Raw genomic sequence first — 16,954 nt, 5'->3', positions numbered from 1 at the left:
ATTTTAAGATTATCTAGGATTTAGTTCTATACCAGTGTTTGAAGCATGCAACGGAATCTGCAAAGCTCTTCTGTTGTCATCTTTTACCAATGTGTTCGCTGGTTTGTTTGATGTTTCGTGTTTCACAACAATGTTGAAACGCTTAATATCAAACCATCTAAGTCCTTCGTGAATAAAATCTCTTCTTCTTGTTTCTGCAATTGCTTTTACATAAGAGGTCTGTACCGGTGTCATTGCATAGAATGGAGTATATTCATCTGCAATTACAGGGAATTTAGCCACTACTTTTGCCTCTGTTAATTTATCTGTTGTTGGATTATAAGTTGGAGTTCTTGTCGCTAAGAAATACTCTAATTCTGCAGTAGCTGTAGCGATATCGCCTTTCATTACGTGAGCTTCTATTCTGTTCAAGAAAAACTCGTCATTGCTTAATAAAACTTCAGCAACGTAAGGATCTCCAATTCCAGCTGTTACATTAGAATATTTAAAGTATTCATAGAATTTTGGAAGAAACAAAGTAATACTTCCGTTTGAAGAATAGAAGTTGTAATAATAAGCTTTATTAAAAAGGTTTGTAGTTGATCCGAAAATTTCCGGACGACGCAAACCTGATAAATTATAGCGGTTTAAAGAGTATAATCTCCCTACAATGGTATTTGCTGAAACAATCAATAAATTGGTTTCAACATCACTTGCACCATATTTTAACTGTTGATCTTCTACACCTATAGATTCATAAGTTGCAAAATCTCTTAATTTGCCTACTGGTTTCGAACCTAAATCGTTAGACAATTCAATAACTTTATCCCAGTTTCCTTTTACTAAATAAAATCTACTTGCAAAGGCTTTCGAAGCGACGACATTAAAGTGGAACTTTGGTTCTTTATAATCGTTTGTCACATACTTTAAACCATCTTCGATATCTTTTTCAAGAAAAGCAAAAACTTCAGCAATTGTATTTCTTTTGTATTTTGTCAGCAATTCTGTTTCTGGTTTTGTTACATACGGAATCCCTAAATCAGTATTAGCCGTCGATGGATTATAACGCTTTGACCATAATGAAACCAGCATAAAATGTGAATATGCTCTTGCCATTAGAGCTTCGCCTTTTTGCGGATTCAAACTTGCTGGATTCCCTAATTCTTCAATTGCTTGCAATGCTTTGTTGGCGTGAGCGATTGCTTTATAACAAGCATCCCAATAATAGGCTTGAGTATCAATATCGGTTGCTTCTGTGTTGATTTCCCAATTGTAGTTTTGCTCATTTTTTATTAGTGTAGTAGCTAAACCACTGTCAAAAACATTATCAGACATTGTTTCAGCAATCTCAAAATAACTCATTTGAGGATAAGCTTCTACCAATAATTCCTTTATTTTTTCTGGTGTATCAATTTCTGTTCTATTATCTGGTTTCTCTGATAAGAAATCATCGCGACTAGTAATACTTATAAGTATCAATAGGGACAATGCTATTTTTAAGTTTTTCATGATCTTGACTATTATAATGAAAGGTTTAAAGTAAATGTGTATTGAGAAGTAACTGGCAAAGCAACTCCTCCAGAATTACGAAACTCAGGATCTTGTCCGTTTAATCTTTTATCAGAATAAATCAACCAAGGATTTACCGCCGAACCTTTTAAAGTAAAGGTGCTCACTCCTATTTTTTTCTTGAAGTCGCTAGGAAATTCCCAACTCAATGAAATGTTCTTCAATCTGACAAAATCTCCATCGGCAATACGAACATCTGAATAGTTGTAAGTATTATAAGCTCTCGCTAAAATTCGATCACCTCCATAATTAGCATTCAAACGTTTGTCTGCGATAACTGGCACATTTGTAAAATTTTCATCTCCCGGATTAATCCATCTATTTGTAAAATCTTTTGTAAATACGGTCAAGTCATCATAAGTGCTATCATATACTGGGTTTAAACGCACCTTATTTCCTCCTGAACCTACGAAAAACACATATAAAGACCAGTTTTTGTATGTAAATGTATTGGCTAAACCAATTGATTTATTCGGCTCAATTGATCCTTCATATTTCAAATATTTAGTAACATTCAAATTATCCTGAAAGTTGGCATCTGTAATGTTGTTTTCAGCTCCGTCCTGCAATATAAATGTTGGAAGACCTTGATTATTCAAACCTGTAAATTGATAAGAATACAATGAATTTCTAGGATGACCTACTGTATTCCCTCCATTTGCATCAATTAAATCAAACGCAGTTGGAGTGTTTTGCAACTTTGTAATTTCTTGATTATAAATTGAAAAATTAAGATTTGTTGACCATTTAAAATCTTTTGCATCAATGTTTTTAGTTGTAAATGCAACCTCCAAACCTTTTGTTTCCATATCAGCATTATTACCTTGTCTGATCCTTTGACCACCAACACCTGAAGTAATTACATAATCAACCAAGTCAAAAGCTTTACGACGGTAAACATCTGTTGTAAATTGAATTCTGTTATTGAACATGCCAAGATCAACCCCAATGTTAGTCTCAAACTGTTTTTCCCAAGTTAAACTTCCATTTTGTAGTTCTTCAATTCTAATAGCTGATTCTCTGTCATCAAGTCCGAAACGGTCTGTAATAGCACTTTTATAAATCGCCAAAGAGTTTGTTGCAGGTCCTGCAGTCGCCGTTAAACCATAAGAAGCTCTCAGCGCCAAAGTATTTACTGATTGCACATTTTTCATGAAGCTTTCTTCGGCCACATTCCATTTTCCACTAAAAGTATAAGTTGGCAACCATCTTGAAGAATCGCTGTCTCCTTGCCTGTTAGAACCATCATAACGCCCTGTAACAGAAGCCGTGTAACGACGATCGTATGTATAACCTACTTTTCCAAAGAAACCAACTGTTCTTTCTTTTTCTTCATTAAAACCATAATACGAATCTCCTGCGTTTATTATTTTTTCAATAATTCTTGGATCCGTAAAAGCTGTCAATCCTCTATCATATTGTAAACCTGCGGCTGTAAATTGATCGCTTGTTCTGTCAACCACTCTCATTTCGGTTCCAAATAAACCTTCTAGTTCATGTTTTTCGTTGAAGATGTTTCTGTAATTAACACTGTTTCTTAAATTATATGAAACCATGTCATTTGTAAACTTTCTTAAGAATCCTCCGTTTGGCAAAACCGATTCTTTTGGGGCTGTCAAATCATTAGGATCTTGATATAAAAAGATGTTTTGATCTCTCACCAGAGTATTTACTCCATCTTCACCAATTGCAGTTCCTGCTCTATAGGCTCCAACAACGTTTGATCCTTCTAAGATTTTATGCTCACGGCTTGTGTTTGCATAACGAGCCGAACCTGTTAAATTATAAGTCAAGTGCGAATTGATCTTGTAATCCAAATCCAATTGAAAGCGAATATCTTTTACCTCGATTTCCATGAAATTGTTGGCTAATTCGTTTACGATATTCATTTTAGCCCAGTTATTTCTGTAGTATTCTAAGTTGCCATTTTCATCATAAGGCCTAAGCGTTCTGCTCGTATTCAAAACATAATTAAATGGATTGATGTCGAAATCACGTGTCACTTTTCCAAAAACAACATCTTTTTCACTCTCATAACTTCCTGGTGCGCCTTGATCACGAACAGAAGCAAGCGTAGATAATGTAACATTCAATTTGTCATTGATAAAAAATGTACCTTTAATATTAGATGAAAGCTGTTTTACATCATCAGCAATTGTCCATCCTGGATCTGTATAATACCCTAATGAAGCATAAAAAGTATTGTTTTTTCCTCCGCCAGAAAAACTTAAAGAGTGGTTTTGCGTAATAGCCGGTCTAAACAAAACACCAAACCAGTCTGTGTTTGCTTGCTCGTATTTTTTCAAAAAGTTATTACGGCTCACAGGATCATTATTTACTAAATAAGTCCCAGTTTCTGGATTGTACGTGTTTATGGCTCTTCCTAAAATATTATACGCACCTCCGTATCTTCCATTTACTGTAGATGGCAAATCCAAATAACCTTTCGCTTCCATTTCCTTAAAAATACTCATAGATTCCTGAGAATTCAAGATATCGTACTGACTGTAATTAGGAACCGCTCTTACAGTTTGTTCTAATCCGTAAGAAATTTTCAACGGAGAATCTCTTCGTCCTTGTTTGGTATTCACGACCACCACTCCATTCAATGATCTTGATCCATAAATTGACGTAGCCGATGCATCTTTAAGAATTTCAATGCTTTGAATGTCGTTTGCATTCAAACCGGCAACAGATGAGCTTAATAAAGTTTCAGAATTTCCAGATGCCAAGTCGGCAAATGTTAAATTAATAATGTCCTCTTGTACCACACCGTCAATTACCCACAATGGTTTTGTGTCTCCAAAAATTGAAGACGAACCACGAACTGTAATTTTAGGCGCTGTACCAAAAGTCCCCGTGACATTTTGAACTGTAACTCCGGCGACTTTTCCTTCGATCATTCGGCTTACGTCAACTACTCCATCTATTTTTAATTCACTTCCAGAAATTTTACTGATTGCTCCTGTAAAAGTTCTTTTAGATGTTTTTTCATAACCTGTTGTTACTACTACTTCTTTTAGGTTTTGGCCTAATTCTGTCAAAACGATAGTTGGAGAAGTATTTGAAGTACCAATTTCTTTTGTTTCCATACCCACATAAGAAACCACTAAAACTGTACTGTTTGCAGGCATTTCGATAGAGAAATTTCCATCAAAATCTGTCAAAACTGCAATTTTGGTTCCTTTTGCCAATACTGTTGCTCCAGGAAGCGGGTTTCCTGTCACATCGGTTACTTTCCCTTTTATAATTGGTCCCGCAGTAAATATGTTTGATAAAGCAACATGATTTGCAGTGCTTGAAAATGAATCTTCAGACACACTTTTTTGCAAAACAATTTGATTGCTTACTTCAGAAAAAGTAATATTAAAAGGCAATAAAATTCTATTCAAGATACTTGAAAGTGTTTCTTGATTGGCCTCGATGCTGACCTTTTGGTTTAATTGAGGCAATCTTGAGTTATAAGAAAATTTTACCTGCGCCGATTTTTCAATTTTAGACAAAGCATTGTCTAATGTCAAATTCTCAACTGTAATGGTAACTTTAGTATCTAATTTTTTTGCCCATTTACACTGTTTGCCATAGTAACACTTGAAAATATAAGTGCTAAGACAAACTGAAATAGTGTTATTTTCATGATTCGATGGAGTAATCGTTGTTTACCAACTGGTTTTTTCATAATTTTGGTTTGTTTTGATTAATACTGATTCGCGTGTATTTTAAGAAACGAACTGAATTGTTCTTTACAGAGAGCAATTCAACCCAATAAGTGTCGAGAATGTTACAGCATTTCGGCACTTTTTTTATGCTTTGGTTTTTACATAGGCTTATACTATTAGTTTGGTTTTTGGTTAATTTTTGGTGTTAAATTTTAGGTTCAATCAAAAAACGTTTTACAATTACAGTTATAAAACAAAAATTAATTGCAACCTTCAGAAGTTATAATAATCTGATTTCCATTCATTTCAAAATTGGTTGTAGCACTTATACTTTTACAGACAATCTTAAGTTTTTCGGGCAATGGCTGATCGCTCAATGAAGTGGTCAAATGGCAATCTTTCAATTTATTTTTAGGATAATCAATCTTGACTTGATAGGCTTGTTCAATTGTCTCAAAGATTTGAGAAACGGGAATATCACTAAATTCAAAACTCAATTGCTCAATATTGCCTGCGCTCTGAACCAATTCCTTATCTTGTGTGACATTTGTTATTTTATTGAATTTCAGCTCGTTTCTAAAAAAGCGAAGCGCCTGATTCGGAAGAAGCACTACTTCCTCCTGATTTGCTTTGGCAACCAAATCATTTGATTTTACCTTCACTTTACCGGTGCGCACAAGAACTTCAACATCTGGCTGATCAGAAAAAGCTTTAACTCTAAAACTAGTTCCAACAACTTTTGTGACAATCTCATTTGCGTAAACGAAAAAAGGCTTTTTAGGATTTTTACTAATTTCAAAGAAACCTTCGCCGGATAAATACACCTTTCTTTCGTTCCCGGTAAAGATTTTAGGGTAACTTAATTTACTATTTGGCTGTAATAAAACTGAACTTCCGTCAGATAATGTGATAATTTGAGGATTATTCGAATTGTTTGTCTGCTCTACTAAGCCTTCACTATTTTCGGCTATCAGTTCTTTATAAGTGACAATATTGTCTGCTGGTATATAATTTTTATAATACCATACAGCAATCAAACAAAAGAATAAACTGGCGACAATTCCAGTAAAAAAATAGTTTTTGAAAAACTTAGTATTGGCATTTTTGCTGAAAAGAATTTCATTTTCTTTTTCTTCGATTTTCAGCCAAGTCTTTTGAAGTGCTTTTTGAACATCAGATCTTTCTAAATCTGAGTCAGGAACTTTCATTGCCAATAGTAAATGCCTAGCATCTTCTACCAGTTTGGCACGTTCAAGGCTTTCTAAAGTCCATTCTTCCCAACCATCTTGATCCATTTTAAGTAAGATCCATGATTGAAAAGATTCATCAGACAAGAAGTCTTCAATTTGAGTATATGTGTTACGTTTTTGCATCTAAAAATGAGGTTACAAAAACATAGAGGACAGCTCTCTTATTATATACTCACTAAATTGTGATTTTTTTTATTTTTTTTGAAAGAAAATTAAAAACTACTTGCAGATAGCAGAAGAAATAAGGCAAAATTACCTTTCCAATCCTTGCGAAGACTCATCAATCCACGATGCAACAAATTACTAGCAGATTGATAGTTAACATCTAACATTTCTGCAATTTGTTCTACACTTAAACCTTGATGATATCGAAGATATATAGCTTCTTTTTGACGCGCTGGTAAATCATTCAATAGTTTGTTCAGGTGGATAATTTTTTCTTTGGCATCATCATCAGCTTCGTCTAAAAGTTGGTGATCAACTGAAAATTCAAGAAGGAAGGCTATTGAATCTGTGCTGGCAGTTTTTCGAAAAATATGATCGCGTTCATGCAAACGCGCAATTCGCTTGCGCACACTGGACAGCAAATAAGCTTTTACGACAACTGAAGATTGCAATGAATTTCGATAAATCCAAATATCAGTAAAAACATCCTGAATACAGTCTTGGACTTTTTCCTCAAATGGAGAAAGCGAATTTCCGTATCGAACTAAATCAGCATAATATCTTTCAAACAACATTGAGAATGATTTTTCATCACCATCTCTCAATTTGTTCCAAAGCGTATTATCATCAAATAAATTGGACGTTAAGGTTGAAGTTTTCATTATCTATTTGGAGCAACTTTCTCTTTTAAAATAATTTTTATTAATAGAGAGATTATAATTTTTTAACAATATCTTTCACTTTTGTGCGATAAATATATAAAAGCTAATATTTAAAACCAATTTATTTACACAAAAGAGACAGTTTTCTAATATTAAAAACTGTCTCTTTTTATTGATTTAAAAGGGATTTTGTGCGAATGTTAAAATTCCTTTTTTCTAAGACATAATTCTAATTATAAGACTTTTCATCTTAAAAAAAGCGATTTAGTCTTTGATGAATTTTACTGCCGAAGTACCCGAATTTGTTTTAACTTTCAATATATAATTTCCTGTTTGTAGTTTTGAAACATCAATTTTTGAAACATTTTCAGCATGAGGAATCGCAATAATTAATTGTCCCAACATATCATAAACAGACATTGCTTGCTTTTCAACTTCAACTTTAGAATTGATATTCAAAATATCTTTAACTGGATTTGGATAAATATTGAAGTATTGTGAAAACTCAAAATCCTGCGTTCCTAAATTTTTAAAAGTTGAAGATGCTTTATTGGTTAAGATTGGGAAATTATAATCAAAGTAAATATTGGCTTCATTTTCAAAAGTGTCACCAACTTTTAAAGTTGGCAAGGTTTTGATTTTAAAGGCGATATACCCATCATTATGCGCATCATCAAAAGGAAGTTTTATCTTTTCAAAAATAAATTCCACCTTATTGCCCTCCGAGATTTTTATTATATAAGAATGGCTCGAACTTGTTGGAACCAATGTCGAAATATCAAATTTTGACAAATCAATCATATCTTTCACTACTATATTTTCAGCATAATAAGTTCCTATATTTTCAAAGCGAATCAAATAATGTACATATTCTCCAATTAATTCAGGTTTTATAATATTCCCTTCTAAACAAGTTTTATCATTGGGATCGACTGCGCCTACAACTATTTGATTTAAAGCAAAATAATTATCATCCGGAGTTATATCAATTTGCTCAGAACTAATTACTGCTTTAAGTTTCAGTATGTCATTATTATTAACTGGAGGCGTTTCTGTTGGTGAATTTAAATTCATGTCAACTAAAATTTCTTTCATCTCCAATGGTTTTAAATTCTCAAATTTCCATGATAAAGTATTTGTTTTTTCACTTGAAATTTGAGGAACAGCGCTTATTACATCTAAAATAGCATCATCATAACTCAAACTAATCTCGCCCGATTGTGGAATATTTCCTTTGTTTTTATAAATAATTTTATATTTGGTATAAAAGCCTGGCCTCGCTACATCTAGCGGTAACATTGTGATTTCTAAATCTGGTTTTGGATTTTTTAGACTAATACAAAAATCCCTAGAATCAATATTAGTAGCTAATGGAATAGTTAGTTTTAATGATGCTGGAGAAACCGTAAAATACTCACTATTTTCAAGTAATGGTGTTATTGTATAAGTTCCAGCCTGAACAGTTATGTTATAATTACCTGAATTATCAGAAAATAAATAGTCAGTCAGAGTCCCATTTGAAATACTATATTTTAAATTTGATACAAACGGATCTAAAGCATCACAACCATCGTTAAAAACATCAATCTTATTTTTTCCTTGAACTGTATAAAACGCTTCTCCTGGTACGAATGAGCAATATGAATTTACATTGCATTTTGTATAATTATATTGCTTTAATAAATTTTGAATTCTTAAAATGTTGTTCTGATCAACACAGATGTATTCTAAATTTGGACAAGAGCTAAAAGTGAGGTCTGCCTCCCATATTTCCATTTTTCATAAAAATAGTTTTTAATGGCGTATTGTTATCACATTTTAAACTTTGCAACTTTTTTAATTCACCTAAGCTTAGAGTTGAAAGCATATTATTTTCACAACTTAGATAACTAATAATCGGAGAATTATCAAAGTTTAAAGAAACAAGTTTATTCGAGGCACACTCTAATCTGTCTAATTTCGATATAGTGCTTAAATCTAGAGAAGCAAGCTCATTCAGTTCCACATTTATTTTAAAAAGTTCACTACAACCCATTAAATTTATTGAAGTCAGTTTGTTTTTGTAACAACTTACCACTTTAAGCCCTTTTAAATTACTAAGGTCTAAATTTTGAAAATTGTTAAACGCAACATCAAGATCTTGCAATTGAAGCAAACCTGACAAATTAATAGAGGTAAGTTTATTGTTCGAACAGTATAAATTCATTAAAACCTTTAAATCTCTTACATCTAAAGTTGCAATATTATTATAACTACAATTTAATGTAACGAGATTTTTAAAATATGCTATTCCTTCCAGATTCGCTATATAATTGAGACTACCTCCGGGAGAAACATCCAAATAAATCAAATTTTCAGCTTCACTAACTTCAATTTCATTATTACCGTTTAAATCTACTGCCGTATAATCTCCAAACTTATTTTTCGCTTTATTGCTAAAACGATCGATACTTAATAGTTTCGCTTTAAAATTAGCATCCGGAATATTGATTATTTGAGAATTTACTGAAGAAAAAATACACAAAGCCAGTAATAGCAAGTAGTTCTTGGTCATAGGATTAGATTGTTTTTGTTTTTTTAAATATATAAAATCAAAAACTTAAAACCTAAAATTTCATAAAAAAAGCCTTACTAATTAAAGTAAGGCTTTTTGGCTTTTTAATCTATTTGAAAATAACTTAGAACGCTACATTCCAACGTGGTAATTTTCCGTTTGCATCTAAGAAATTTTGTAATACTTGTCCTTCAACAGCAGTTGGGATTGCTTTTGCATCAGCATTGAAAGTTTCATACCAAACTACTTCAAGCTCAGAAATGTTCTCTAATTTCATTTGTGCTGGCCAAGAATATTTTCTTCCCGTTTTTGCAAATTGATGTCCGTTTACAATTTTATCATATAAACCTCCATTTTTGGTTTTTAACGTTCCATCATTTTGAACTGTTCCAGTAGAACCTACCATGATCAATTCTTTCTCTCCTCCTTCAACAGCATAAACTACAAAAATTCCTGCACTTCCTTCTGGAGCGTTGCAAACTTCTTCTAAACTGTCTTCAATAGTAAAAGCAAAACTGCTTGTTGCTTTAAACTTTTCTAATTCTTTACTCATATTTTCTTTTCTAGCTTCTAAGATACTGAGGTTCTGAGATGCTACGTTTTTTCTATATATACCTCAGTTTTTAAAATGTAAAAAAGTCTCAACTAATAATTGAGACTTTTTGGAATTTATTATTTCAAGACTTGAAGATTATCCAAGTACTTCTTTTACTTTTTTACCAATTTCAGCTGGTGAATCAACAACGTGAATTCCGTTGTCTCTCATGATTTGTTTTTTAGCGACAGACTGTATCGTCAGAACCTCCAACAATAGCACCTGCGTGACCCATTGTTCTACCAGCAGGAGCAGTTTCTCCAGCGATAAATCCAATAACTGGTTTACGGTTACCATCAGCTTTAACCCATTTAGCAAGCATCAGCTTCTAATTGACCACCAATTTCACCAATCATAATGATTGCTTCAGTTTCTGGATCATTCATTAATAATTCAACCGCTTCTTTAGTTGTAGTTCCAATGATTGGATCTCCACCAATACCAATAGCTGTAGTGATTCCTAAACCTTGTTTTACAACTTGGTCAGCGACTTCATAAGTTAAAGTTCCTGATTTAGAAACGATACCAACTGTTCCTTTTTTGAAAACGAAACCTGGCATAATACCAACTTTAGCTTCACCTGGAGTAATAACTCCTGGGCAGTTTGGTCCAATTAATCTTGAACTTCTTTCTTTAACATAATTATTTGCTTTAATCATATCTGCTACAGGAATTCCTTCTGTAATAGCAATAATTACTTTAATTCCCGCGTCAGCGACTTCCATAATTGCATCAGCGGCAAAAGCTGGCGGAACAAAAATGATAGATGTATCAGCTCCAGCTTGATCAACAGCGTCTTTTACTGTATTAAAAACCGGACGGTCTAAGTGGCTTGTTCCACCTTTTCCTGGAGTAACACCTCCAACAACATTAGTACCGTACTCAATCATTTGAGAAGCGTGGAAAGTTCCTTCACTTCCTGTAAATCCCTGAACAATTATCTTGGAATCTTTATTAACTAAAACACTCATGATATATATTTTATGTAGTTTTTAAATTTGTGTTGCAAAAATAAGGTTTTGTAATGTATTTTGCCTCTTTTATTGTCAAAAAAATATTAAGAAAATTGACTCATCTGATAACCTCTAAAAAGTTTATCATCTTTTATTTGCCAAATAGTTGAAAAATGTGCCAATAACATCTCTTCTCGAGGGTTTTCAATAGTTTTTACATAATGTGAGTAACGTATTGAAACTAAGTCATCTTCCTCAATAATATGACTGATTCTGACCTTAGAACGCACATACGCACGACTTAAATCATTTGCCATATCCAACATCGAATTATAATCCATTTCGATCAATCCTTTTGTACTGTGCCACTCCAATTTTATTTCTGGATGCAAGTACGTTTTCATGATTTCGCTATCAATTAAGGCATCCGACTTATAAAATTTTTGAACAAATTCTTTTATAGACATATTACTTCAATTTATTTAGAATTTCAGGAATCTTTTTGATATTGGCCAATTGCTTTAACTTTTCTCTTGACTCTTCTATTGGTGTTCCAAAATATGATTTTCCGCCTTCAACTGATTTGGTCACACCAGTTTGCCCCATAATAACAGCCTTTGCTCCTATTGTAATGCCACTCGTTGTCCCTACTTGTCCCCAAAGTGTTACTTCATCTTCAATAATTACACATCCAGCAATACCGGTTTGCGATGCAATTAAGCATTTTTTTCCGATTATAGTGTCATGTCCAACGTGAACTTGATTGTCAATTTTTGTTCCGGCCCCAATAGTTGTATCACCCGTAACTCCTTTGTCAATTGTACAAAGAGCACCTATTCCAACGTTGTCTTCGATTACTACACGCCCTCCAGAAATCAACTGATCGAAACCTTCTGGACGTTTTTTATAATAAAAAGCATCTGCCCCTAAAATAGTTCCTGCATGAATAATTACATTGTCACCAATAACTGTATGATCATAAATTGAAACATTTGAATGAATCAAACAGTTTTTACCAATTTTCACATTATTTCCAATAAAACTATTCGGCTGAATTACGGTACCTTCACCAATTTCTGCGGTTTGCGCAATCGCAACATTGGCAAATTGAAATGGTTTAAAATGTTTGGTCAAAGTATTGAAATCTCTGAAAGGATCATCAGAAATCAAAAGCGCTTTTCCTTCTGGACAATCTACTTTTTTATTAATCAAAACAATAGTTGCGAGCAGATTGCAAAGCTTTGTCATAATATTTTGGATGATCAACAAAAACAATATCACCAGGCTCTACAACATGAATTTCGTTCATGCCCAAAACCTGAAAGTCTTTGTCACCAATAAATTCGCAATGCGGCAAATTTGCAATTTCTTGTAAAGAATGACTCTTTGGAAATTTCATATAGTATAATTAGAAAATTTGTCAATTAGAAAATGAGTCAATTAGAAAATAAATTTACAAAAATTGTGTTGATCGAAAAATTATCTAATTGACACACTGTCAAATTATCTTAATTTAAAAAATTGTTAATTAGAAAATGAGTCAATTAGAATATGAATATACAAATTTTTGCTGATTCACAAATTTTCTAATTGACTCATTGTCAAATTATCTTAATTAAGAATTACTCTTTTACACGCTCCATGTAAGAACCTGAAGCTGTATCAATTTTGATTTTATCACCTTCGTTGATAAACAAAGGAACGTTTACAGATGCACCTGTTTCAACAGTAGCATTTTTTGTAGCATTTGTAGCTGTATTTCCTTTTACTCCTGGCTCAGCGTAAGTAACTTCAAGAATTACAGATGCAGGCATATCTACAGATAAAGGCAAATCTGTTTCTGTATTAATTTGAACCATTACATTTGTTCCTTCTTTTAACAAATCTGGAGCATCTAAGATGTTTTTGTTTAAAGAAATTTGCTCAAATGTTTCAGCATTCATAAAATGAAATTCATCTCCTTCTGGATATAAAAATTGGAATGTATGTGTCTCAACACGAATAACATCAATTTTGTGTCCTGCAGAAAAAGTATTGTCCAACACTTTACCTGAAGTTAAACTTTTAAGTTTTGTTCTTACGAAAGCTGGGCCTTTTCCAGGTTTAACGTGAAGAAATTCAATAATTTTATAAATGTCGTGATTAAATTTAATACACAATCCGTTTCTAATATCTGATGTAGATGCCATTGTAATTTATTTTATTTTATTTTTTGTTGAATCGTCGAATCGTTTAACTGTTTTTTCGATTAAACGATTAAACAAATAAACAATTAAACTTTTATTTTAATAGTTTCCTGAATAACCTTTCATAATTCCTCGTGATGAGTTTCTGATAAAATCAAGAATTTCATCTCTCTCAGGAGTCGCTTCCATCTCAGCTTCAATAATACTCAAAGCTTGTGTTGTGTTATAGTTCTTTTGGTATAAAATTCTGTAGATTTCCTGAATTTCTCTGATTTTCTCAGTACTAAAACCTCTTCTTCTTAAACCAACTGAATTGATACCAACATATGACAATGGCTCTTTTGTCGCTTTTGTATAAGGAGGAACATCTTTTCTTACCAATGATCCACCTGAAATCATTGCGTGATCTCCAATATGAATAAATTGATGAATTGCCGCCAATCCTCCAATTACTGCGTGATTTCCAACAACTACGTGGCCAGCCAAAGCAACACCATTTACAATAATTGCATTGTTACCAATTTCACAATCGTGTGCAATGTGCGCATACGCCATTACCAAGCAATTGTTTCCTAGAACAGTTTGTCCAGATGCAACTGTGCCCCTATTAATGGTTACACACTCTCTAATTGTACAATTATCTCCGATGATAGCAAGAGAATCTTCACCGCCGAATTTTAAATCTTGTGGCACCGCAGAAATTACAGCTCCCGGAAAAATGTTGCAATTTTTACCGATGCGCGCACCTTCCATGATGGTCACATTTGAACCAATCCAAGTACCATCACCAATAACAACATTATTGTGAATTGTTGTAAAAGGCTCAATTACAACGTTTTTAGCGATTTTAGCGCCAGGATGAACATATGCTAATGGTTGATTCATCTGTATGTTTTATATTTTAAATTAAAATAGTCTAATTTGAGGGCAACAAACCTAAACAATAAATTTGATTATTTATTGTTTTCTTGCAATTTGTGCCATTAATTCTGCCTCAGTCACTAATTTTCCGTTCGCGTATGCATTTGCTTGCATGTGGCAAATTCCTCTTCTAATTGGAGAAATCAACTCACATTTGAAAATTAATGTATCACCTGGCAACACTTTGTGCTTGAATTTAACATTGTCAATTTTCATGAAATATGTCAAATAATTTTCAGGATCTGGAACCGTGCTTAAAACCAAAATCCCTCCCGTTTGTGCCATAGCTTCGACAATTAAAACTCCTGGCATAACTGGTGCTTCTGGAAAGTGTCCTACAAAGAAATTTTCATTCATAGTAACATTTTTCAAACCAACAACATGACGATCAGACATTTCAATAATTCTATCGATCAATAAAAATGGAGGTCTATGAGGAAGCATTGCCATGATTTTATGAATATCCATCAATGGCTCTTGGTTCAAATCATAAACTGGAACATGGTTTCTTTGCTCAATTTTGATGATTTTTGCCAATTTTTTAGCAAACTGAGTATTTACAAAGTGACCTGGTTTATTTGCAATGATTTTTCCTTGGATACGAACTCCAATTAAAGACAAATCTCCAATAACATCAAGCAATTTGTGTCTTGTTGCTTCGTTTGGATAATGCAACGTAAGATTATCTAAAACTCCGTTTGGTTTAACAGAGATTTCATCTTTTCCAAAAGCTTTCTTTAAATTCTCCATTGTAGACTCAGAGATTTCTTTATCTACATAAACAATTGCATTATTTAAATCACCGCCTTTAATAAGTCCGTGCTCTAATAACGATTCTAATTCATGCAAGAAACTAAAAGTTCTTGAACTTGCGATTTCAGTTTTAAAATCTGCAATACTTTTAAGTGTAGCATTTTGAGTACCTAATACTTTTGTACCAAAATCCACCATTGTTGTAACCTGATATTCATCGCTTGGCATAACAAGGATTTCGCTTCCTGTTGCTTCGTCAGTAAAAGAAATTACTTCTTTTACTACATAAACATTACGTTGGGCATCTTGTTCTTCAATTCCAGCTTTTTCAATCGCTTCAACAAAATATTTTGATGAACCATCCATAATAGGAAGTTCAGAGGCATCTAATTCAATGATAATATTATCCAAATCGCAACCAACTACTGCCGCTAAAACGTGTTCCGGAGTTTGTATTTTTACACCTAATTTTTCTAAATTAGTACCTCTTTGCGTATTAACAACATAATTAGCATCAGCCTCAATGATTGGCTGACCTTGCAAATCTACTCTAACAAAAGTGAAACCATTATTAATAGGAGCTGGTTTGAAAGTCATTGTAACTTCTTTTCCAGTGTGTAATCCAACTCCTGTTAGTGAAATTTCATTTTTGATGGTCTTCTGTTTAACCATTATTTCCATTTTTTGGGTTTATTATTTGTTTTTTTATTTCTTCAACTTCGGCAACTATCTTAGGAAGATTTTTAAAGTGAACATACGATTTATTAAAATCAGTATAGCCAAGAGATGGAGTTCCTTGCAAAACTTCGTCGTCTTTAATGTTTCTTGCCACTCCAGACTGTGCCTGAAGCCTAACATTATTCCCAATAGTTAAATGGCCTGCGATACCTACCTGCCCACCAATCATACAATTCTCTCCTATTTTTGTAGAACCAGCAACACCACTTTGTGCGGCAATCACTGTATTTTTACCAATTTCTACATTGTGAGCGATCTGAATTTGATTGTCTAATTTCACTCCTTTTCTAATTATTGTAGAACCAAGAGTTGCTCTGTCTATTGTAGTATTTGCCCCAATATCAACATTATCTTCAATGATAACATTTCCAATTTGTGGCACTTTGCTGTATTCTCCATTTTCATTAGGGGCAAATCCAAAACCATCGGCTCCAATTATAACACCTGAATGAATCGTGCAATTGTTTCCAATTACGGTTTCTGAATAAATTTTTGCACCTGCAAAAACATATACATTGTCACCAATTATAACATTGTCGCCAATAAAACTGTTTGGATAAATTTTGACATTATCACCCAAAACAACATTTTGTCCAATATAGCTAAAGCTTCCTAAATATAGATTTTCTCCATATTTTGTTCCTTCAGACATAAAAGACTGCGCTTCGATTCCTGCCTTATTCAATTTTACCTGATTGTAAAAATGCAAAAGCTTAGAAAAAGCGGCATAAGCATCTTCTACTTTTATTAAAGTTGTGGTAATTTCTTGTTCTGGAATAAAGCTGTCGTTGACAATTGTAACTGTTGCTTTTGTAGTATATATATAATTGACATACTTTGGATTAGCCAAAAAAGTAAGCGATCCATCCTCGCCTTCTTCGATTTTAGATAGCCGAGAAACTTCTGCATTGGGATTCCCAACAACTTCTCCTTCTAAAATTCCTGCTATTTGTTCTGCTGTAAATTTCAT

General features: G+C 33.1%; 11 protein-coding genes and 3 pseudogenes. All 14 read right to left on the bottom strand.

Annotation, left to right across the window (positions count from 1 at the left end; genetic code table 11):
* Nucleotides 1-9: 9 nt before the first annotated feature.
* Nucleotides 10-1,488, bottom strand: a complete 1,479-nt coding sequence (locus ACQ9BO_RS16020) for a RagB/SusD family nutrient uptake outer membrane protein (protein WP_431241551.1) — start codon at nucleotides 1,486-1,488, stop codon at nucleotides 10-12.
* An 11-nt stretch (nucleotides 1,489-1,499) separates the two neighbouring features.
* Nucleotides 1,500-5,227, bottom strand: a pseudogene (locus ACQ9BO_RS16015) (SusC/RagA family TonB-linked outer membrane protein).
* A gap of 240 nt (nucleotides 5,228-5,467) precedes the next feature.
* Nucleotides 5,468-6,580 (bottom strand): FecR family protein, encoded by a 1,113-nt coding sequence (locus ACQ9BO_RS16010; protein ID WP_431241550.1) that lies wholly within the window; start codon nucleotides 6,578-6,580, stop codon nucleotides 5,468-5,470.
* Nucleotides 6,581-6,669: 89 nt separating this feature from the next.
* Entirely contained in the window at nucleotides 6,670-7,284 is a 615-nt protein-coding gene (locus tag ACQ9BO_RS16005) for an RNA polymerase sigma factor (RefSeq protein ID WP_431241549.1), read from the bottom strand.
* A gap of 264 nt (nucleotides 7,285-7,548) precedes the next feature.
* Entirely contained in the window at nucleotides 7,549-9,060 is a 1,512-nt protein-coding gene (locus tag ACQ9BO_RS16000) for a T9SS type A sorting domain-containing protein (protein ID WP_431241548.1), read from the bottom strand.
* Nucleotides 9,029-9,838, bottom strand: coding sequence for a leucine-rich repeat domain-containing protein (locus ACQ9BO_RS15995; protein ID WP_431241547.1), 810 nt, complete (start codon nucleotides 9,836-9,838; stop codon nucleotides 9,029-9,031). The genes ACQ9BO_RS16000 and ACQ9BO_RS15995 overlap by 32 nt, the downstream gene beginning before the upstream one ends.
* Before the next feature lie 124 nt (nucleotides 9,839-9,962).
* Nucleotides 9,963-10,391: a hypothetical protein gene (locus tag ACQ9BO_RS15990; protein ID WP_431241546.1), complete on the bottom strand. Its 429-nt coding sequence runs from the start codon at nucleotides 10,389-10,391 to the stop codon at nucleotides 9,963-9,965.
* 138 nt (nucleotides 10,392-10,529) lie between these two features.
* A pseudogene (gene sucD, locus ACQ9BO_RS15985) lies at nucleotides 10,530-11,404 on the bottom strand (succinate--CoA ligase subunit alpha).
* An 86-nt stretch (nucleotides 11,405-11,490) separates the two neighbouring features.
* Nucleotides 11,491-11,853: a nuclear transport factor 2 family protein gene (locus ACQ9BO_RS15980; protein ID WP_320567387.1), complete on the bottom strand. Its 363-nt coding sequence runs from the start codon at nucleotides 11,851-11,853 to the stop codon at nucleotides 11,491-11,493.
* A gap of 1 nt (nucleotide 11,854) precedes the next feature.
* Nucleotides 11,855-12,785, bottom strand: a pseudogene (locus ACQ9BO_RS15975) (UDP-3-O-(3-hydroxymyristoyl)glucosamine N-acyltransferase).
* Between the two features lie 223 nt (nucleotides 12,786-13,008).
* Entirely contained in the window at nucleotides 13,009-13,575 is a 567-nt protein-coding gene (gene efp, locus ACQ9BO_RS15970; RefSeq protein ID WP_132991049.1) for an elongation factor P, read from the bottom strand.
* Nucleotides 13,576-13,671: 96 nt separating this feature from the next.
* Nucleotides 13,672-14,457, bottom strand: coding sequence for an acyl-ACP--UDP-N-acetylglucosamine O-acyltransferase (gene lpxA, locus ACQ9BO_RS15965; protein WP_431241545.1), 786 nt, complete (start codon nucleotides 14,455-14,457; stop codon nucleotides 13,672-13,674).
* A 72-nt stretch (nucleotides 14,458-14,529) separates the two neighbouring features.
* Nucleotides 14,530-15,918, bottom strand: a complete 1,389-nt coding sequence (locus ACQ9BO_RS15960) for a bifunctional UDP-3-O-[3-hydroxymyristoyl] N-acetylglucosamine deacetylase/3-hydroxyacyl-ACP dehydratase (protein ID WP_431241544.1) — start codon at nucleotides 15,916-15,918, stop codon at nucleotides 14,530-14,532.
* Nucleotides 15,911-16,954, bottom strand: a complete 1,044-nt coding sequence (gene lpxD / locus ACQ9BO_RS15955; RefSeq protein WP_431241543.1) for a UDP-3-O-(3-hydroxymyristoyl)glucosamine N-acyltransferase — start codon at nucleotides 16,952-16,954, stop codon at nucleotides 15,911-15,913. Before lpxD ends, ACQ9BO_RS15960 begins: the two co-directional genes overlap by 8 nt.

Origin of the sequence: Flavobacterium sp. P21, assembly GCF_050632225.1 — a bacterium.
Classification (GTDB): domain Bacteria; phylum Bacteroidota; class Bacteroidia; order Flavobacteriales; family Flavobacteriaceae; genus Flavobacterium.
The sequence above is the reverse complement of the archived record's forward strand: the minus strand, read 5'-3'. Positions and strand labels throughout refer to the sequence as shown.